The organism is Sporosarcina sp. SAFN-010, from assembly GCF_059415065.1.
Genome location: NZ_JBPFDS010000015.1, coordinates 38,367 through 58,085 on the forward strand (window position 1 = coordinate 38,367; position 19,719 = coordinate 58,085).

General features: G+C 42.4%; 21 protein-coding genes and 2 pseudogenes. 9 read left to right on the forward strand and 14 right to left on the reverse strand.

The genetic code is table 11. The annotated features are described in order from the left end of the window. Window positions 1-79: 79 nt before the first annotated feature. On the reverse strand, window positions 80-409 hold the full coding sequence (locus tag ACR65F_RS15145; protein WP_440504908.1) for a YuzD family protein: 330 nt from the start codon (window positions 407-409) through the stop codon (window positions 80-82). 23 nt (window positions 410-432) lie between these two features. Here ACR65F_RS15145 and ACR65F_RS15150 point away from each other — a divergent pair. Continuing rightward, window positions 433-728 (forward strand): annotated as a pseudogene (locus ACR65F_RS15150) (NifU family protein). 47 nt (window positions 729-775) lie between these two features. Here the strand turns inward: ACR65F_RS15150 and ACR65F_RS15155 are convergent. Then, window positions 776-1,453: a DUF2225 domain-containing protein gene (locus ACR65F_RS15155; protein ID WP_440504909.1), complete on the reverse strand. Its 678-nt coding sequence runs from the start codon at window positions 1,451-1,453 to the stop codon at window positions 776-778. Between the two features lie 119 nt (window positions 1,454-1,572). Between ACR65F_RS15155 and ACR65F_RS15160 the strand changes: the two genes are divergently transcribed. The 3 genes from ACR65F_RS15160 to ACR65F_RS15170 all read left to right on the forward strand — a co-directional run bounded on the left by ACR65F_RS15160 (window position 1,573) and on the right by ACR65F_RS15170 (window position 3,984). After that, window positions 1,573-1,938 carry a HesB/IscA family protein gene (locus tag ACR65F_RS15160; protein WP_440504910.1) on the forward strand — a complete coding sequence of 122 codons (366 nt, stop codon included), beginning with the start codon at window positions 1,573-1,575 and terminating at the stop codon, window positions 1,936-1,938. Between the two features lie 359 nt (window positions 1,939-2,297). Continuing rightward, on the forward strand, window positions 2,298-3,515 hold the full coding sequence (locus ACR65F_RS15165) for an NAD(P)/FAD-dependent oxidoreductase (protein ID WP_039044450.1): 1,218 nt from the start codon (window positions 2,298-2,300) through the stop codon (window positions 3,513-3,515). Window positions 3,516-3,642: 127 nt separating this feature from the next. Continuing rightward, complete coding sequence (locus tag ACR65F_RS15170) at window positions 3,643-3,984, forward strand: YuiB family protein (protein ID WP_156028841.1); 342 nt, start codon at window positions 3,643-3,645, stop codon at window positions 3,982-3,984. A gap of 225 nt (window positions 3,985-4,209) precedes the next feature. Here ACR65F_RS15170 and ACR65F_RS15175 read toward each other — a convergent pair whose 3' ends face one another. Next, window positions 4,210-4,686 carry a divergent PAP2 family protein gene (locus ACR65F_RS15175; RefSeq protein WP_039044451.1) on the reverse strand — a complete coding sequence of 159 codons (477 nt, stop codon included), beginning with the start codon at window positions 4,684-4,686 and terminating at the stop codon, window positions 4,210-4,212. 116 nt (window positions 4,687-4,802) lie between these two features. On the opposite strand from ACR65F_RS15175, the gene ACR65F_RS15180 reads away from it, so the two are divergent. Together ACR65F_RS15180 and ACR65F_RS15185 are read left to right on the forward strand one after the other, a co-directional pair. After that, window positions 4,803-6,317: a leucyl aminopeptidase gene (locus tag ACR65F_RS15180; protein ID WP_440504911.1), complete on the forward strand. Its 1,515-nt coding sequence runs from the start codon at window positions 4,803-4,805 to the stop codon at window positions 6,315-6,317. Between the two features lie 62 nt (window positions 6,318-6,379). Beyond that, a complete protein-coding gene (locus ACR65F_RS15185; protein ID WP_440504912.1) occupies window positions 6,380-6,664 on the forward strand; it encodes a hypothetical protein in 285 nt (94 codons plus the stop codon). Window positions 6,665-6,711: 47 nt separating this feature from the next. Here ACR65F_RS15185 and mnhG read toward each other — a convergent pair whose 3' ends face one another. The 7 genes from mnhG to ACR65F_RS15220 are packed head-to-tail and all read right to left on the reverse strand — an operon-like array spanning window position 6,712 to window position 12,457. Beyond that, a complete protein-coding gene (mnhG, locus tag ACR65F_RS15190) occupies window positions 6,712-7,077 on the reverse strand; it encodes a monovalent cation/H(+) antiporter subunit G (protein ID WP_039044452.1) in 366 nt (121 codons plus the stop codon). Then, on the reverse strand, window positions 7,061-7,342 hold the full coding sequence (locus ACR65F_RS15195; RefSeq protein ID WP_025782963.1) for a Na(+)/H(+) antiporter subunit F1: 282 nt from the start codon (window positions 7,340-7,342) through the stop codon (window positions 7,061-7,063). Before ACR65F_RS15195 ends, mnhG begins: the two co-directional genes overlap by 17 nt. After that, entirely contained in the window at window positions 7,339-7,818 is a 480-nt protein-coding gene (locus ACR65F_RS15200) for a Na+/H+ antiporter subunit E (RefSeq protein ID WP_039044453.1), read from the reverse strand. Before ACR65F_RS15200 ends, ACR65F_RS15195 begins: the two co-directional genes overlap by 4 nt. Before the next feature lie 6 nt (window positions 7,819-7,824). Beyond that, window positions 7,825-9,306 carry a Na+/H+ antiporter subunit D gene (locus ACR65F_RS15205; RefSeq protein WP_440504913.1) on the reverse strand — a complete coding sequence of 494 codons (1,482 nt, stop codon included), beginning with the start codon at window positions 9,304-9,306 and terminating at the stop codon, window positions 7,825-7,827. Next, complete coding sequence (locus ACR65F_RS15210; RefSeq protein ID WP_039044455.1) at window positions 9,299-9,640, reverse strand: Na(+)/H(+) antiporter subunit C; 342 nt, start codon at window positions 9,638-9,640, stop codon at window positions 9,299-9,301. Before ACR65F_RS15210 ends, ACR65F_RS15205 begins: the two co-directional genes overlap by 8 nt. Continuing rightward, entirely contained in the window at window positions 9,640-10,062 is a 423-nt protein-coding gene (locus ACR65F_RS15215; protein ID WP_039044456.1) for a Na(+)/H(+) antiporter subunit B, read from the reverse strand. Before ACR65F_RS15215 ends, ACR65F_RS15210 begins: the two co-directional genes overlap by 1 nt. Beyond that, on the reverse strand, window positions 10,049-12,457 hold the full coding sequence (locus ACR65F_RS15220) for a Na+/H+ antiporter subunit A (protein ID WP_440504914.1): 2,409 nt from the start codon (window positions 12,455-12,457) through the stop codon (window positions 10,049-10,051). Before ACR65F_RS15220 ends, ACR65F_RS15215 begins: the two co-directional genes overlap by 14 nt. 175 nt (window positions 12,458-12,632) lie before the next feature. On the opposite strand from ACR65F_RS15220, the gene ACR65F_RS15225 reads away from it, so the two are divergent. Next, on the forward strand, window positions 12,633-13,232 hold the full coding sequence (locus ACR65F_RS15225; protein ID WP_440504915.1) for a DUF5366 family protein: 600 nt from the start codon (window positions 12,633-12,635) through the stop codon (window positions 13,230-13,232). 465 nt (window positions 13,233-13,697) lie between these two features. Here the strand turns inward: ACR65F_RS15225 and ACR65F_RS15230 are convergent. From ACR65F_RS15230 to ACR65F_RS15240, 3 genes and pseudogenes are all read right to left on the reverse strand, one after another. After that, window positions 13,698-13,901 (reverse strand): annotated as a pseudogene (locus ACR65F_RS15230) (transposase); the annotation flags it as partial. A 322-nt stretch (window positions 13,902-14,223) separates the two neighbouring features. Beyond that, window positions 14,224-16,077, reverse strand: coding sequence for a transglycosylase domain-containing protein (locus tag ACR65F_RS15235; protein WP_440504916.1), 1,854 nt, complete (start codon window positions 16,075-16,077; stop codon window positions 14,224-14,226). A 73-nt stretch (window positions 16,078-16,150) separates the two neighbouring features. Beyond that, window positions 16,151-17,380 (reverse strand): MFS transporter, encoded by a 1,230-nt coding sequence (locus tag ACR65F_RS15240; protein ID WP_039044459.1) that lies wholly within the window; start codon window positions 17,378-17,380, stop codon window positions 16,151-16,153. Window positions 17,381-17,496: 116 nt separating this feature from the next. Here ACR65F_RS15240 and ACR65F_RS15245 point away from each other — a divergent pair, with 116 nt between their 5' ends. Continuing rightward, window positions 17,497-18,258 carry a peptidylprolyl isomerase gene (locus ACR65F_RS15245; RefSeq protein ID WP_440504917.1) on the forward strand — a complete coding sequence of 254 codons (762 nt, stop codon included), beginning with the start codon at window positions 17,497-17,499 and terminating at the stop codon, window positions 18,256-18,258. 35 nt (window positions 18,259-18,293) lie between these two features. After that, window positions 18,294-18,518: a hypothetical protein gene (locus ACR65F_RS15250; protein WP_039044460.1), complete on the forward strand. Its 225-nt coding sequence runs from the start codon at window positions 18,294-18,296 to the stop codon at window positions 18,516-18,518. 13 nt (window positions 18,519-18,531) lie between these two features. Here the strand turns inward: ACR65F_RS15250 and ACR65F_RS15255 are convergent, their stop codons facing one another. After that, complete coding sequence (locus tag ACR65F_RS15255; protein WP_440504918.1) at window positions 18,532-19,707, reverse strand: MalY/PatB family protein; 1,176 nt, start codon at window positions 19,705-19,707, stop codon at window positions 18,532-18,534. Window positions 19,708-19,719 lie beyond the last annotated feature (12 nt).

Here is a 19,719-nt window from a genome sequence, read left to right on the forward strand (position 1 = left end):
CAGGATTCCGCTGCCTTACACGCTTTTATTTGTAAAAAGGATGACCCGAAGTTCTCAATTACAAATTAAGTATTATCACTCAACCAGCTGCAATGAATCCATGTTTTTCGAGTTCACTGAAAATGGGTTTTAATTGAATATAGCCTTCACCAATCACTTCTTCGTTCACAATTACAAGCGGATAGAAAAATTCCTCTTCTTTTACTTGTTCAGCCAGCTTACGTTGACGATCGTTTTCTATAACGGACTCAATATCGATATAAACGATTTCAAATGGATGATTTGGATATTTTCGTTGAATGGCAGCATCTAGCCATTCATATGTATCTTTTGACGTCGGTGCGTTCACACAACTTGCACAAACGACCTCTGCGCCGTATACTTCTACTGTAACGTGTTTAGCTTTCATAGCTAACGCCTCCTGATTCTCTATTGGATTTTTTTTGCGATCCAGTTTATAATAACTATAAGGAAAGGGGAGTTTAAAAATTATGACAGAAGCAACGATGAACGAATCCGTTCAAGAAGTGTTGAATAAATTACGTCCGTTCCTCTTACGTGACGGCGGTGACTGTGAACTAATCGATGTGGAGGATGGAATTGTAAAGTTACGTCTTCTAGGCGCATGTGGTACGTGCCCAAGCTCCACAATTACATTGAAAGCCGGTATTGAGCGTGCTCTTCTTGAAGAAGTACCCGGCGTTGTAGAAGTAGAACAGGTTTTCTAAGGGCCATTTGGCTTCGCAGGAACGGGCCACATGTGTCCGTTCCTGTTTTATTTTTCTTCTCGTATTTCTCGCCATCGCTCTTTTGCCATTTCAATAAGCTGTGGTTCAGTTGAAGTCCTTTGCGCTTCAATAATTTTTGAGAAGTATAGAACGGCTTTTTCTCGATCACCAACACGCCATGACAACTCCGCGACCATGTAGAGAACACGCAATTCTGACATTTGGGTACCAACGTGATCGTCAGCTGAATAGGCTTCTTCATACAAATTTCTTGCAAGTGTTAAAAAACGCTGCTCTTCTTCCTCGTTTTCCAAAATCCGATAGAGCCAAGCGGTCCTCAGCGTAATTCCAGCTGTAGTAAGTGATTTCTCTTTTTTTACCATTGCACTTAAATAGCCTAGCTTGTAAGCAGCGATGGCATCTTCAATAGTGCGTTCACCACCTAGCGAATGGGGCTTCCAACCAGCGGTAATGACTGAAGCAATTTGTTCTTTAGCTCCTGGTGCAAAATAGGGTGCAAAATCATCTGTAAATGAGAAACCGCACGATGGACATACAGCGATATTGTAAAACAGCGGATTCACATCGCTGTCCACATAGTTGGGTTTAAAATCACTATCCGTTGCAGCAACCCTTGCAAAACGTGAACGAACTCGAGTTGTTGTGAAAGATTCTTTACAATTCAAGCAAACTATTTTTTTATCATAAAATGGGGTAACTTCCATGCTGCACCACCCTTTCGTGCTTCCTAACCTATTATAGCAAAACTTTATAGAACAAGTGGGTTTCATTGCATTACAATTTACAACATTGATATGATTGATATTACTTAGGAGGGATATAGATGACACAACTACTCAACTTATCTGAAGCAGCTGCCTACCGAGTTAAAGAAATGATGGAACATAATGGGGAGCAAGGATCTTTTCTACGTGTTTCTGTCAACGGTGGAGGCTGCAGTGGTCTTACGTACGGGATGGGGTTCGATGCAGAACAGCATGCGTCAGATCAGCTTTTGGAATTGCACGGCGTAAAGATTGTCGTGTCTTCTGAGGATACGGATATATTAGCAGGTACAGAAATTGACTATAAAGAATCGTTAATGGGTGGCGGGTTCACCATCGAAAATCCGAATGCCATCGCTTCATGTGGCTGTGGAACGTCGTTCAGAACGGCGAAGAAAGCGGGAGCTCCTGCAAGTTGTGATTGATACTCCCTAGAAAATCGATTTGTTCTACTTACAACTTACGAATGCTTAAATAAGGTCTCTTGAAGGACATGGATTAGAACATGACCCCTTCAAGAGATTTTTCTTATGATTTCACAGAAATTAGTCTCATCAACTAATTTGTAGGGGAATCGTTCCGATTGTTGGAATTTTTTTACGAGTTTATGAAGGCACTATGACGTTATTTCAATATGTCCGATTATATTCCTAATAAGCTATTGAAATAGCAGGTCAAAAAGGCTACTATGAATGAGGAATATAAATAATAAACGCTGGATTGTAGGAATCACGTGATTTTTACAAACCGGCACATCATACAAGAAAAGGTGGAACCGATTCCCGTGAAAAAAAGACCTACAATCCTCGTTTTAGGTGCTGGATATGGTGGATTAGCAACTGTTGTGAATCTACAGAAATCTCTAGGCGTAGACGATGCTGAAATTATCCTTATCAACAAGAATGATTACCACTATGAATCTACTTGGCTTCATGAAGCTGCAGCAGGTACATTGAAGCCTGAACAAGTTCGTTATCCGATTAGCCGTGTTATTCAGCAAGACAAAGTGAAATTTGTGAAAGCTGAAGTTGAAGCAATCGATGTTAAAGCTAAAATGGTTACTTCATCAGCCGGACAGCATACATATGATTACTTAGTCATCGGACTCGGATTCGAAGGAGAAACATTCGGAATCCCAGGTCTTGATAAGTATGCACTTTCGATTGCAAACGTAAAGGCAGCACGTCAAATCCGTGAGCATATTGAATATCAGTTTGCTACATGGTCTCTTGAAGAAGTGAAAGCAGACAGCCGTCTTACAATTATTGTCGGAGGCGCTGGATTTACAGGCATCGAATTCCTTGGTGAACTCGGAGATCGTATTCCGGAACTTTGTGAAGAATTCGATGTACCTGCTGACAAAGTAAAAGTACTTTGTGTAGAAGCAGCTCCTATGGTTCTTCCAGGATTTGACCCTGAATTGGTTGAATACGCAGTTCGTCAATTGAAATCTAAAGGAATTGAATTCTCAATTGGTACACCAGTTGTTGAAGCGACTCCTGAAGGTGTTAAATTGAAAACAGGCGACGAAGAATTTGAATTCATCGAAGCTGGTACAGTTGTATGGGCAGCAGGTGTCCGTGGCAACCGTTTAATCGAAGAGACAGGCATTGAAAACATGCGTGCTCGCGTTAAAGTAGAAAAAGATCTACGTGCTCCAGGATTCGACGATGTCTTCATCGTAGGTGACTGTGCTTTGATGATCAACGAAGAAATCAACCGTCCATTCCCTCCAACTGCTCAAATCGCGATGCAGCAAGGAGACATGTGTGCAAATAACTTGATCGCTCTTATGAAAGGTCAACCGACTCAAGCATTCGTTCCGGACTTGAAAGGAAGCATTGCTTCACTTGGTTCTAACGATGCAATTGGAGTTGCTTTCGGTAAGAAGATGACTGGTAAGAAAGCATCCTTCATGAAGAAAATGGTCGACAACCGTGCACTTTACTTAATCGGTGGTGCTGGTCTTACATTTAAAAAAGGAAAGTTTGACCTCCTTTAATACAAAAATGACAAACACTCGTCTCCTTTTTGAGGACGAGTGTTTTTTGAAACTTTTCAACAACTTCATGACACTTGCGTAAGCTGTTGAAAGAAGTGCCACAATCCGGTAAAATGAACTAAGGAAAATGGAGGTCATCATTTTGGGAACAATTTCACTTACAGAGATTATTCTGTCTGTCCTCATCTTTATAGTCATGTTTTTCGGGATTGGCTTTTTGCTTAACATGTTACTGCGCATGTCGTGGGTCATGGCAATTGTCTACCCGATTGTCGTCATCTTAATTATTGATGAAGTGAAGGCATATGAATATATTACGAAATCAGGACATGCGTTCAGTATGCTCGGAGATAAGTTGATGGCGTTACATACAGTCGACATCGTGATTCTTTCAAGCGGTCTAGTTGGAGCTATCCTTTCAGGGTTTGTGAGTAAGCTTTTACGCAAACAAGGTTATCAGATGTTTTAAAAAAACGCTCAGGCATAAAGTGCCCGAGCGTTTTTCTATACCTAAGATTATTTAGTTCACAGTGTTGATTTCCGTTTCAGGTGTACGCTTTCCGGGGGGGCTCGATTTTAGCCGCTTTCTTGGCTCAGCTCAGTCCAGGGTCTTCGATCTTCGCTTATCCCTTTGGAGTCGACGCCTTACACTTCAATCAACGGATTGCTTAAGACTTATAGTACGTGTTGAATCTCATACGATAAATGAATACGTGATAACGGAAATCAGGATGCCGGTTACTGCTCCTGCAAAAACTTCGCTTGGCTTGTGACCGAGCAGGGTCTTCAGCTCTACAATCTTTTGTTCTTCGTCTTTCTTAATCCAACCTTTTGTTCCACTGACGAATGTTTGGAAATCTGCACGGATCTGGTTGATGATCAAGGCTTGCTGACCTGCTTGGTAACGAACGCCGCTCGCGTCGAACATGACGATTACTGCAAAAATTGCTGAGATTGCAAACAGGGAAGAACCCAGTCCGTGTTCGAAAGCAATAGCAGTAGTGAGTGCAGTTACTGCGGCTGAGTGAGAACTTGGCATGCCTCCTGTAGAGGTCATTAACTTCCAATCGAGCTCACGAGTGAGTAAAAAATGAATCGGAATCTTTACGAACTGTGCGAAAAAAATTCCGAATAGTGCAACCAACAGTGGCACATTGCTCAAAATTGTCATGTAGGCACTCCTCGTTAAAATAATTATGAAAAATAGTCCGGTAACCGAAGAATTTTTTTCGTTTCTTCTTCAATTGGTATATAATTAAGAATGTATGAAAATGAGGAGGTAGTCAAATGAAAACTATCATTACAAACAAACAGATTACGGAGACCAATCTTGACGTGGTTGTGATCGGTGTCCCTGAACATCCAGAAAACAATACAAATTGGAAAGTCATAAATGACACATTCAATGGGAAGTTAACAGATTGGGTTAAAACAGGCGATGTAAAGACAGAACTCAATGCAGTCACTAAGCTACCATCAATGGGCGACAGCACGTTCAAGCGCGTTGTTTTCATCGGCCTTGGTGCCTCGAAAAAGTTAACAGACCAAGGGCTGCTTGAAGTATTCTCTAAGGTTGGAAAAGAGCTTAAGTCGATGAAATCAGAAAGCGTTTCCATTTGGGCTGATTCATTCACAACTGAAGAACTAGGCGCGGATGATGTGGCGTTTGCCTCTCTACAAGGTCTTGTTTTAGGTAGTTATCAATTTGCGGATTATAAAACAACTTCAAACGAAAAAGACTTTGAATTCAATACAGTGGAACTACTTAGCACAGCTGATGAAGATGAACTTAAAGCGGCTATGGAAGTAGGTCTTGTACATGCCGATGCTGTAAATTCAGCACGAACACTCGTCAACACACCTCCAAATATCTTAACTGCAGTTAAAATGGCTGAACATGGTGAAATGTTGGCTGAAAAGTACGGATTTGAAGTCGAAATTCTAGGCAAAAAAGAAATGGAAGAACTCGGTATGGGCGCAATTCTTGCGGTCAACAAAGGGTCAGTAGAGGAACCACGTCTGATTGTTCTTAAATACGCTGGTGGCAACGAAGACTGGACTGACGTAGTAGGACTCGTTGGTAAGGGGATTACGTATGATACAGGCGGATACTCTTTGAAGCCACGTGAGGGTATGGTCGGCATGAAAGGGGACATGGGTGGTGCTGCAGCTGTATTCGGTGCAATGCAAATCATCGGTGAACTGCGCCCTGCCAAAAACGTCATAGCTGTCATTGCTTCTACCGATAATATGGTCTCAGGTGATGCATTTAAACCTGACGATGTTATTACATCGCTGTCAGGTAAAACGATTGAAGTCTTAAACACGGACGCTGAAGGGCGCCTCGTATTGGCAGATGCTGTGACCTATGCAAAACAATCAGGTGCAAATTATCTAATTGACATTGCAACACTTACTGGCGGAGTAATCGTTGCCCTAGGTAAGGATAAAACTGGCGCATTGACGAACAACGAAGCATTCTTCGAAGATTTCATGGAAGCTTCTGTAGAAACAGGAGAATTCGTTTGGCGCTTACCATTAACTGAAAGTGATAAAAAGCGTCTTCGTAAGAGTGAAGTAGCGGACCTTAATAACTCACCAGGTCGTGATGGTCATATGATCTTTGGTGGCGGTTTCGTTGGAGAGTTTGTAGGAGATACTCCTTGGATCCACTTAGATATCGCAGGGACGTCTGAAGCGGATGCACCTCATGTACTTGGACCTAAAGGTGCAACAGGCGCCATGACAAGAACGTTAGCTACGTTTATTGAGCGGTTAGCTGAAGACTCCTCTGAAGCGTAATAGGTGTCAGCCTACCCCTACCTTTGCCCAATGAATAAGATAAGTGGGAAAGGGGGAGTAAAATGTCACGATATAATAGAGGAAGTAACTATGGTGGTGGAAGAGGGTACGGAGGAGGTAGAGGTTTCGGCGGAGGCGGATTTGGAAACAACTTCGGAGGCGGCTTCGGCGGACCTTTTCTTGGTGGATTATTCGGTAGCTTTCTCGGTAGTGCAATTTCACCTTACGGATACGGAGGAGGCTACGGTGGTGGAGGGTATTATCCATACGGTGGATACCCCCCATATGGTGGAGGCTATTATCCATACTCATACCCACCTTACTACAGCCCCTATGGATATTGGTAAACAACAAAAAGACGCAGCGTCCGATTTGGGACACTGCGTCTTTTTGTTCAATCTTCTTCACGAGACTTCTGTTCACCAATTGCTTCTTGAAGATCGTCTCCAACCGTCAGTTCTGTCGGTTTAACGCCAGACATATAAGCAGCGCGGCTCATTAAGTGTCCACCAACAGGCGAAGTGATGAATAAGAAGACGCTACCAAGCAACAGTTGAATACTGAAATGCCCTTTAATCCACCAAAAGTGAAGGAACACCCCAATCAGAATTCCTAGAACACCGAGAGTCGCACTTTTTGATGCGGCATGCGCTCGTGTGTAAACATCAGGTAATCGGAGAACCCCGACTACAGTGACAACAGTAAAGAAGACGCCTACAAGTATAAACAGAGCAATAATGATGTTAGCGATGAGTGTCACGGTCTATAATCGCCCCTTTCTCGATGAACTTCGAGAACGATACTGTCCCGATGAAGGACATAATCGCAATGAGCAAAATCACATCAATGAAAAATATTGTATCAAATACAATGGACAGTAACGCGATTATTGAAATCAGCATCACACCGATTCCATCTAAAGCGATAAGGCGATCTGGAGTAGAAGGGCCTTTGAATACTCGAACGAGCGTACCGAGCATGGATAAGAAGATGATGATTAAACTGATCCAAATAAATATCTTCATGTCCGGCTCACCTCCAAGATTGCTTTTTCGAATGTTTGTTTAATGGAATTGATGGCTTCTTCAACATCATCCACGTCGATTGCATGAACGTACAACGTCCGTTGATCATCTGAAACATGAATGACAATTGTGCCAGGTGTCAATGTGATCAAACTAGCAAGTAACGTGATCTGCCAGTCCTCTTCAAGGACAGTTGGCATTGCAAAAATCATTGGCTGGAGTTCTAATTTTGGCTTAAGAACTAACATGGCAACAGAAATATTGGACAAAATCAATTCTTTAAAAAAGATGAGCGTCAATTTCAAGCAAGACCATAATTGACCAAAATACAAGCGCTCATTGTAAAAACGTCTGGTCAGCACGAGAAGTAATAACCCGATAATATAACCGATTACAAAAGTGGAAGGGGTGAACGACGCCGTGATGAGCACCCACGTAATTGCGATGAAAAAGTTAAGCAATATTTGAAATGCCAACGTGATCTACTCCTTTAACACGGCGTTTATATAACTCGACGGATCGAGCAACACATGAGCTGCATCTGATACGTACGGGAAAATCCACTCAGTTCCGACTCCGTATAAAACGGACAGAGCTACTAGAATTACGGTTGGGAACATCATATGCTTATAGGTTTTACGGTTCGTTGGTTGTAACGCAACCGGCTCGCCCCAAAATGCATAGATGAAAATTCGGATGACAGATAGTAAAACTATCAGACTTGATAGGAGTATTACGATCGTACCGAATAACTGCCCGTGTTCGAACCCACCTTGAACAATGAGCAATTTCCCGACAAACCCACTAAGCGGTGGGATACCTGCTAGACCGAAGGCGGCAATCAGGAATAGCCAACCAAGTGGAGCGTGGGTTTTTATAAGTCCTCCCATTTCTCGCAAGTTGGAAGTTCCGGTGACATGTATCATAATCCCGATAATCAGGAACAATGCCCCTTTAATGAGCATGTCATGAATCAGATAGAAAACGGCACCTTGCAGTCCAGCTTCGTTCATAAGAGAGACTCCGAACAATATAACGCCAATCGCGATTAAAATATTGTAGATGATAATTTGTTTTAGATCGAAGTAGGCAAGTGCACCAATGCATCCCGCAACGATTGTGAGCAATGCGAGTACCATTAAAATGGTGTGCGTAAACGCAAGGTCATTGACGAAAAACAGTGTATAGGTACGTGTGATAGCATACACACCGACTTTAGTCAGTAACGCACCAAACAATGCAAGAATCGGAACAGGAGGTGCTGCGTATGATCCAGGCATCCAGAAGTAGAGTGGGAAGATACCCGCTTTAATCCCGAATACAAGCAACAATAGAACACCGATGACTGAAACGATTCCAGGCTGGCCGATATCTGCAATCTTCTGACCGATATCCGCCATATTGAGCGTTCCGACGATAGAGTACAAATACGCAATTGTTATGACAAAGAAGGCAGATGAGATGACATTTACCAGTATGTATTTAATAGACTCCCGCAGTTGTCTCTTTTCTCCACCAAGAACGATAAGAAGGTAAGAGGCGATCAGTAGTACTTCAAAAAATACAAACATGTTGAAAATATCACCAGTTGTAAATGCACCATTCACTCCTGTAATCATGAAGAGGATGGCAGGATAATAGAAAAACCGCTCCCGTTCTTCACCAATTGAGCTAAAGCTATAAATGGCCACGAATAATGTAATCACTAATGTTGACGTTACGAGTAACGCAGAAAACATATCCGAAACCATTGTTATGCCGAAGGGAGCTGGCCAGCTCCCGAGTGTCAGTGTTTGGATCCCATCCTGTTTCACTTTCATAATGAGCGAAAATGCGGCAACAATACTTGCACTTAGCCCAATGACTGTGAGGATTCGCTGGATGCGTACTTGTTCTTTGAAAAACAGAAGTACAATCGCAAAGAAAAACGGGATGATGATCGGAAACAATAGAAGGTTAATCATGCTCATCATTTCCTTTCATCGAATTCAAATCATCAGTTTTGTGAACTGCATAGGTTCTGTAGGCGAGTACCAATATGAACGCCGTAACCCCGAAACTGATAACAATTGCAGTCAAGATTAAAGCTTGTGGAAGTGGATCTGCAAATTCAGTCACCCCGTCTATAAGGACTGGAGGTGCACTTCCACCTAATCCTCCCATTGTTAAGATGAATAAGTGGGCACCGTGACTTAACAAGCCGGTTCCAAGGATTACTTTAATCAGACTTCTGGATAGAATTAAGTAAATTGCAGCGGTGAATAGAATACCCGCTACAATTGCCATAAGCAATTCCATTACTCATCCCCTCCAATCGACTGAATGATTGTAATTGCTGCGCCAACGACGACGAGATACACACCAGAGTCAAAAATCATGGCTGTGTGGAGTTCAGTGTCACCGAAAAGTGGTAAATCGAAATGCGCAAATGCATGAGTGAAAAATGGAACATTGAACAAAATGGCTCCCGCGGCTGTTCCTAATGAAAGAAGCAAACCGATACCAATCACAATCGTAAAATTGAAGGGCAGTGTAGCTTGTACCGTTTCAAGATCGAATGCAAGCAACAGTAAAACGATCGCCCCTGTCGTTAGCAGTCCTCCGACAAACCCTCCACCTGGAGCGAAATGGCCAGCAAAGAAGATATGAATTGAGAACAAGGAAATGATGAAAAACGTGACTTTTGCAGTCGTCTGTAATATAACGTTATTCTTTTTCATCATCAGACTCCTTTCTCGACAATCGAAGCTTGATCATGCCAAGAACAGCGATTCCTGCAATCGATAGGACAGCGATTTCAAACAATGTATCGAAACCACGGTAGTCGACGAGAATGACGTTCACGATATTTCCCCCGCCAGCTTCTGTATAGACGGTATCTTTATAGTACTGAGAAATACTTGAGACAAGCTTATTGGAATGTGCGGACAATGCAACGAGAGTTACGGAAAGACCAACTCCTATTGCAATAATTCCGTTCACCAATTTGTTCTGTTTTGTTTCTCCGTGCGTTTTTAAAGCAGGGAGGTGACGGAAAGCTAATAAGAAGAGTGCGACTGAAATTGTCTCGATTACGAGTTGGGTTAAAGCTAAGTCTGGTGCTTTAAAGAGCACGAAGAACAATGCGACAGAGTACCCAACTGCACCTAGAGCAATAATAGCGGAGATTCTGTTTTTCGACATAATCACCATGCCAGTTCCTAATATAGCCACAATCGCATTCATCACTGCGAACAACGTAATTGGTGATAGACTGCTCATATCCAATTTAAAAGCACCTTTAGCGAACAATACAACAATCGTCATTACAGAGAAGAACGCAAACATATACAGTAAATACGTTCGGATTAACCCATTCATATAGAAACGGGATAGCTTGTTCATTCCTTTTTCTGAAAACGTCATAGCGCTATCATAAAGTGCGTTCAATGATAACTTCTCTGGTTGTAAGCCATAAACAGGCTGCCATTTTTTAATTGAAGTAAATAGCAATGCTCCAATTACAATAACGCCAACTGTCAGCCACATGGGAACCGACTTGAACCCATGCCAGGCTTGTACATGAACAGCAGCCTCTGAAGGTAAACTGTACAGCTGCGGCTGTGCTGCCATGACGGCAGGTGCGACAAGCCATTTCCCAACAACGTTCGGGATGAAGAATAGTGCAATGACACTGACCGCTAAAATAATAGGGGAAATCAGCATGCCTATTGGTGCTTCATGCGGCTTAAGTGGAAGCTTGTCAAACTTCTTCTCGCCTGTGAATGTCTTGAAGACAAAGTAGAAGCTATAGACAAATGTGAATACGCTTGCAAGCCATGCAATTACAGGGAATAGAATACCCCACGTATCAAAGTTGAACAGTTCAAAGTGTTTCAAAGCGACCATAGATTCTAAGAACAATTCTTTACTCAAGAACCCACCAAATGGCGGAATACCTGCCATTGAAAGACCGCCAATAAACGCAACGGTGAAACTGATAGGCATAACGCTCATCAGACCACCGAGTTTACGAATATCACGCGTACCGGTTTCGTGGTCAACAATACCTGCAATCATGAACAGGCTACCTTTAAAGACTGCATGGTTCACTAAGTGGAAGATCGCTGCAAACATCGCTAATCGGAATAGCGTATCGTCCGAATGATAAGCAATCGCTCCCGCACCAAGTAAAGACATGATCAGACCCAACTGACTCACTGTCGAGAATGCGAGAATTCCTTTTAAATCGGTTTGCTTCACAGCAAAGAACGAGCCCCACATTAATGTGAGCAATCCAATACCAGAAACGAGCCAGATCCAGACAGAGGACTCTGCGAAAATCGGTGTAAAGCGTGCGACAAGATATAATCCCGCTTTGACCATAGTTGCGGAGTGTAAGTAAGCACTGACTGGAGTAGGTGCTTCCATGGCATCCGGAAGCCAAATATAAAACGGAAATTGAGCAGACTTTGTAAATGCTCCTAATAACAGAAGCACCGCTGCAAGTGTAAATAGCGGATCTCCAGAGTAATCGGATAACCTGGAGATCAATTCACGAATCGAGTATGTATCTCCTAAAATCCCGAGAATTACGAAGCCCCCGAGCATCATTAATCCTCCACCAACGGTTATCATCATGGACTTTAATGCACCGAATCGGGAACCGTCCCGTGTGTACCAATAACCGATTAGTAGGAAAGATGAAATGGAAGTTAACTCCCAAAATAGATAAAGAGAAATAACATTATCCGACTGGACAACACCAAGCATTGCCGTCATGAAAAGCAGTAAGTATACATAGAAATTACCGAGCTTTTCTTTGTGCCTATCTAGATAGAAAATCGAATACAGAACTACCAACGCACCAATCCCTGTAATGAGCAGTGTGAATAGAAGACTGAGACCATCTAGGTAGGAGACAAAAGAGATTCCTAGTGAGGGGATCCAATCGAACGAAGAGACTGCGTGTTCTCCACTTGCTGTCAGTGGTAAGTACGTACTGTAGTAAACAAACAGTACAACTGGGATAATCAGTACAAACCAACCTGTATGTATACCAGCAACACGACGGAACAACGTCGGGATGAAAAGAGCTGCTAACGCTGGCAAGAAAATGAACCAAACAAATTCCACTAAAAATCCTCCTTCCTCGTACTAACATGATGTAGACATTGGTTTAAAGTATAACGTAAAAGAGTGCATTTTGCACTGTGGGCACTTGGAAGAGATTGCGGTAAATCAATCTCTTCCTATATTATAGAGTCATGGAAAAATCCATTAAAAATAACAAGTCAGTCTGAGGTGCAGTATGAAAAATCCGTATTTGTTTAGCTATTTACCTTTCTTCACAATTATGTTGTTTAGTTTAACGTTTGGCGTGTATACAGTTGGTTTTTCACTGAGCGTATTTCGAGAAATCGGGTTGTACAATGGTCTGTTGGAATTTCTTACAGATACCCAACTCCGATTGTTCTTATTAACCATCTATGCGCTTTTTTACTTCATGGTATTCAGTGCACTCAAACTGATTGCCGCTACGATTCATGAAACGGCAATGTTGTTCTTCTACAAAGCGACCCCTACAGCAGATTCTCCTGTTCACCATGTGACAGATGATCGAGGGGGTAAACTTATTTACTTTATAGGTGCACTTGCTTCTGCTTTCGCCATCCAATCGATTTACTGGTTGCTCTTCGTGTTTTTGACAGTCACTTTCGTTTACTTTGTCTACAGCACGTATATGTTGCATCATCAGCTACCTTTTTCAGCGATAATCGGAATTATCTTCTTTGAATTCATCGTTTGGGCGGTATTAGTTTCTGCCGTTGTTTACATTTTACTAAGACTGTATAACGGGATTGCCGCAAGTATCCCTGGAGTTGAAAAAGACCAGCTGCCAAGACTTTAGACAAAATGGATGGGATCGATTTGATTTCCATCCATTTTGTCTTTTTGCATCGTTGTCTCTGAAAATGAAGGATAACAACAGGCCGTTGATCTCCGTTCCGGACGGGCGCTTTCCGGGGGCTTGCCCTCAGCCTCCTCGTCGCTTCGAAAGCAAAGATGTGCTCCTAACGCTTCGCTTTTACTCGCAAAAGCTGTTCTTCGTGACAGCTTTCGCTGATCCCCAGGAGTCGCCGTCCTGCACTTCAATCAACTGAATGTCCTATGACACAATCACATCATTCAAGCAAACAATGCAATTGTGGGGCTCCATGTCCAGCTGGCAAGACTAACTAGATGTAACAGAAGACTTGAGACACCGATGTGAATTCAAAGAAGTCTATGGAAATGTAAAGAGACAGTTGAATACGTTATTGCCGATGCCCAGGAGAAGCATGGTATGCGATCGACAACCCTAAGAGGGCTTAGTATATTGAATGAATGACATTTTATTGAGTACAACTGGATCTATGCTAGGTCTCCCAAATAGGGATTATAAATCTCCAACCAATGGATAAATGAAGGGGAAATAAATTGATACCTCTAATTTACGGACCAGATGGTCTTGCGGAACTAACAAGTAGAGTGTAAGCAGCTCCATCTGTTCCCGATCTTTGATTTGATTCATCATCATTTCCATTAACTCATTTGATAGTTGGGAGATGCTGTTGATTGTAGTGGAGAGCGGCGACTCCGGAGGGATAAGCGAAGCTCGAAGACCCTGGACTGAGCAAAGCGAGGGAGATGAGTGCTGCCTTAATTTCAGCAAAGTGCGCTAAAATACGGCCAATCGAACTCTTCGTTGTTCGATTGGCTGAGAGCAAGCCCCTCGGAAAGCGTCCGCTCGCAGCGGAAATCAACTTTTTATAGTAAATCATATTGTAAAAGAAAAAAGACTGTAGAGAAACCCCATAAATACTGGAGTTTGTCTACAGTCTGCAGTTGCTAAAATACAGCTAGTCGGAAAGTGCAGCTGAAAAAACTTTCAAATGTAATTTTTGTTCGCTCTCTTGTTGGAGTGACCGCGGTCGGTCATACCCGACCCAGGTCACGGCGGTATAATTGTCGTTCAACCCAGCAACCCATAGGTCTTTAAAATGACTTGTTGTTCCTGTCTTTGCTCCTGTGTACTGCGTGGTGTGACGGAGGCCACTAGCTGTTCCTGTTCTTACAGTTTCTTCTAGCATGGATCGTATGTTTTCCGTCGTCTTCTGCGACCATACCTCTTTACGTTCATCCTCCCATTGGTATAACACGTTCCCTTGACGGTCTTTTACAGAACGAATCGCTCTAGCTGGTTTAAACGTACCATCTATGAAGCTCGTAAATGCATTTGCCATTTCATAAGGCGTCATGCCATTTTCAAATCCACCAAGAGCTGCAGTATACTGATGGTCTTTTTCGGTGACATGCTTGAATCCAAATGGAGCTAGATGAGCGAACGACTCTTCAATCCCAACACGTTGGAAAATCCGGACTGCCGTCGTATTGTAACTGCGACTAAACGCTTTTTTTAATGTTGAAACTCCATACGAATACCGTCCAAAATTCTCAGGACAGAAATTACCGATACAAATCCCACTGCCATCGATAAGAGAGTTCTCAGTATAGGGTCCGCTTTCTAAATAGGGAGCATATACGAGCAAAGGTTTAATAATTGACCCTGGCTGTCGAACAGCTTGAAACGATCGATTGAAATCTGTTTTCCGATAGCCGTACCCACCATACACACTAATGAGTTCACGCGATTTGTTATCCACAACAGCTGCACCAGATTGGATGCCACTGCCGCCAAGAGCGTTTGAAATGCCACTTTCGACGCTACTTTGCTTAACGGGATCAAGTGAAGTATCGATACGGACGCCTGAATTGATCACTTCAGAGATACGTTCCGATAGCGACTGTTGAATCTTTTTTCGTGTTTCTTCATCTTTTGCTGTTTGTAATTGGGCGGAAAAACCTTCTTTTTCACTGATCAACTGTTTTAGTTCGTCAACTACATAAGTATGATAGGCGGGGAATTGACTGTTTTTCTGTTTGAGCCGTAGTTCGACCGGAGCGCTCTGAGCTATTTTTCCTTCTTCCGTGGAAAGCACTTCATTGTTCACCAGAACTTGAAGAAGTCGCTCTTGACGCTTTTTTGTACGGTCAAAATGCTTCAATGGATCATACAACGAAGGGTTGTTCGGAATAGCTGCCAAAAACGCAGTTTCCGCTTCGCTTAAATTAGCTAATGGTTTACTAAAGTAATAGGTGGCAGCAGCACCAATTCCATAAACTTGGTTGCCGAAGTACATCTCATTCATATACATTTCTAAAATTTCATCTTTTGTTGATTGTTTTTCTAGTTCAGCAGCATAAAGAATTTCTTTAAATTTACGTTCGTAGGTTTTTTCAGGGGAGAGAAAACGCATTCGTACAACTTGTTGAGTGATGGTCGAAGCACCTTGGCTTAATCCATCCGAATTCACGTTTACCGCGAATGCTCGAGCGATCGCAGCGACATCGTACCCTCTATGTTCGTAAAATCCTTTGTCTTCGCTTTCAAGAAATAGCTGTTTTGCAAACAAGGGGATTTCGGATAGCGGAAGTGGATCCCGCCACTCCGCATATTCTTCTGCAAATAATTGTCCATTACGATCGTAGAGTGCCATCGGGATTGTCACTTCAGGGTTGGAGAATTCGATGGTTTCTTCTACTTGTTCCTTATACGCATTCGCCTCATGCCATTCCGCTGCGACTTCTTGTTGAAGCCAGAAAAGTAGCGGGAGACTTAACAAAGCGACAGCAAATCCTGCAAGCTGTCTCACAACTGGTCCCTCCGTTCTTACAAATACCTATACAAAATATAGCACACTCCAGTATTTGGAGTGTGCTATATTTTTAGGAGTTATTTTGTTGTGAATCTGCCAGGAAATCTTCGAAATCTTGCGTCGGTTTACGTTTTGCATAGTAAAGGAAAGCAAAACCAAGTAAGAACAGTAAGCCGGTTATGATAAACACAGAAGAAATACCGAGGAATCCACTAACAATTCCTCCGACCATAGGACCGATAATGTTACCTAAGAATCGGAAACTTGTATTGTAGCCCATCACTTCACCTTGGATATCGAGCGGTGCTTCACGACGAACGAGTGCGGTCGTAATTGGAATCATACCGCCCATGGAAATACCAAAGAGTAATCGCCAGATCACAAGCTGCCACAGGCTACCGACAAATGCTTGAGGGATGATGAAGATGAACGACAGCAATAATAGAAATCCAAGTACTTTCTCATACCCGATATCATCGCCGAGCTTACCCCATTTACGGGCAAACAATAAGTTACCGACACCCGCAGCACTGAATGTGATCCCTGCTAGAAAAGCAACGTCCTTTGCGTCGGTCAAATGAGAGACATACAGAGAAAGCAACGGCTGGATACTGAAGTTCCCAATCTGAATTAGTGCTGTGACCACCATGACGTTCAACATCAATCGATGGTGGAGGAGTCCACTTAAAATCGTCTTTCGTGAGTAGACAACCTCACGACCTGTTTTCACTTTGCGCTGTTCTTTTATACCGAATATGATGATGAGAGCAGCGATGATAACGGAGATTGAAGTAATTACAAACGTGTATTTAAAACCGAAAGCATCGGCTAGGAGTCCACCTAATACTGGACCAAACAAAGTACCAGTCACACTACCCATTTGAAGTGTCCCTAACCGTTTTCCGGCTTCTTCACGTTTTGTGTTTGCGGAGATGAATGCAAGAGAAGTAGGGATGAAGCCTGTTACCACACCGTTAAGAAGACGGAGTATGAAGAACGCTTCCACAGAGTGTATGAATCCCATTAAGAATACTGAAATCGCGATTCCAAATCCGTTAATGATAAGAATGGGCTTAAAACCGTATTTATCTGCAATTCTTCCCCAAATTGGAGACATAATAAGAGCGGAGATGAATGTCGCGCCGAAAACGAGGCCCGACCATTTTTGAACGTATGCATCCGAGTAATCGCCAAACGTTTCAATATATAATGACAAGAATGGCATGATCATTGTCATTGTGCCGGCTACTAGAAAGTTTGACACCCAGATAATGATGAAATTTCTTTTTTGAATATCCATAGGTGACCTTCCCTCTATAAAAACTGTATTTAAGTAGTATAAAACAATTCGTTTCCCGAAGGAAGTCAAGTGCTCGTAGTTCGGTTTCACTGAATCATGTGTTAAACTAATTTAGGGTGAGAGAATTGCATAAAAAACTTTATATGCTCATGCTTTCTTTAGCATTGATTCTTGTTGTATCCGCGTGTGGAAAACAAGAAGCTAAAGAAAAAGAGTCTGCACCTGAAAAAGGTGAAACGACTCAAGCAGACGAACCAGAAAAAACGATTCCTAAGGAGGACTCCCAGATGTATCCGCAATTATCTAATGAAGTAGCAGCAGGAGAAAAGCTTATTACTATGAACACCACGCTTGGTCCAATTAAAATCAAGCTTTTTGAAGAAAAAGCACCAAAAACAGTTAAGAACTTCTTAACTCATGCAAAAGATGGCTATTATGACGGACTTATTTTCCACCGTGTTATTAAAGACTTCATGATCCAAGGTGGAGACCCGACTGGTACAGGTATGGGCGGAGAAAGTATCTATGGAGATTCGTTCGAAGACGAATTCACAATGGATCTTTTCAACTTGAATGGTGCATTGTCAATGGCGAATGCTGGTCCAAACACAAATGGTAGCCAGTTCTTCATCGTTCAAGCCTCTAATTTAGCTGGTGCTTCAGCAGATCAGTTGAAAAAAGGTGGATGGCCTGAAGAAATCGCTGATGCTTATGCAGAGCGTGGAGGAACACCTCACCTTGACCAGAAGCACACTGTTTTTGGACAAGTTATTGAAGGTATGGACATTGTCAACAAGATTGCCACGGTTAAAACTGGTGCTCAAGATAAGCCAGTCGAAGATGTGAAAATTGAGTCTATCGACGTTCAAGGCGAGTAATTACCACTAAATTTATCGGTTAGGAAGTGATATCCATGGTGACGGTTCTAATGCCTTTCCTGTACTTTCCGGAAGACAAATCAGAATATATCCCAGCGGCCATTTCCTTTGCTTTTTTCATGGTACTTCTTGTGTTGACATTCATGTGGATTCAGCGCATCTCTAAAAAGCAAGAATTGGAAACGAAAGACTTAGAAGAACGCATACTGCGGGAACGCAGAGATATGCGTGAACAACAAAAAGAGCATCCTCATTCATGAGGATGCTCTTTTCTTAGTTTTCCATTCCTTTTATAAACCGTTCGACACCATCTTGAACCGTGGAAAGACAAGTAGCAACATTCATACGTAAGAATCCACGACCAGCTTCCCCGTATTTTGTACCTGGCTCAAGTGCTAACTTTCCTTTGTTGAGTAACTTGTCCATTATTTCATCTTCAGAAAGACCTGTTTCACGGTAGTCTATCCAAAGCAAATAAGTTCCTTGAGGTTTCGTGATTTTAACTCCTGGCACCCGAGTAGGTAATGTTTCAATCACGTAATCCATATTATCAGACACTGTATTAAGTAACTTTTCAAGCCAGGGCTCTCCGTGGCGATAAGCTGTTTTCAACGCAACATTTGCAAAAGCGTTTAATTCCATTTGACCGTGGGCCATTCCGTTATCGCGCAATTGCTCGCGTAAACCTTCGTCTGGAATAATCATCATAGCCGCTTGAATTCCCGCTAAGTTGAAGGTTTTGGTAGGTGCGACACACGTGATAATCCGATTCCCTTCATCTCCAGCAACTGTATGTAAGGGAGTATGATTGTAAGGAGCAAACACTAGATCTGCATGAATTTCATCGGACAATATAAGTACATCATATTTAGCGCATAGTCGAACAATTTCTTGTAACACAGGTACTGGCCATACAATCCCGCCCGGGTTGTGTGGATTGCAAAAAATGAATAATCTGACATTTCTTTTTAAAGATTCTTCGAATTTAACGAAGTCAATTTCATAGGTTCCATTTTTATCGATTAGCGTACATTCTTCATGAGTACGATTCTGTAAACTAGGTATACCAGAGAACGGTGGATAAACAGGCGGAGTGATTAGAATAGCATCACCTTCGTTTGTCAACGTTTCAACAACAGAGGCAATTGCAGGAACGACGCCGTGATGAGATAACATCCACTCATTTTTAGTTCGCCAACCATGCTTATTGGACATCCATTCACGAATTGCGTCTTTACAATCTTCACATACGTAAGAGTAGCCGAAAACTCCATGGTCCAAGCGTTCTTTCAACGCATCGATGACAGGTTGAGGTGCAGAAAAATCCATATCTGCGATCCACATAGGAAGGATATCTTCCGTATTTTCAATTCCATAAATGCGATCCATCCGATCCCACTTCATTGAAGACGTATTTCGACGGTTTTTTACAGCAGTGAATTCTTTCATACATAATCCCCC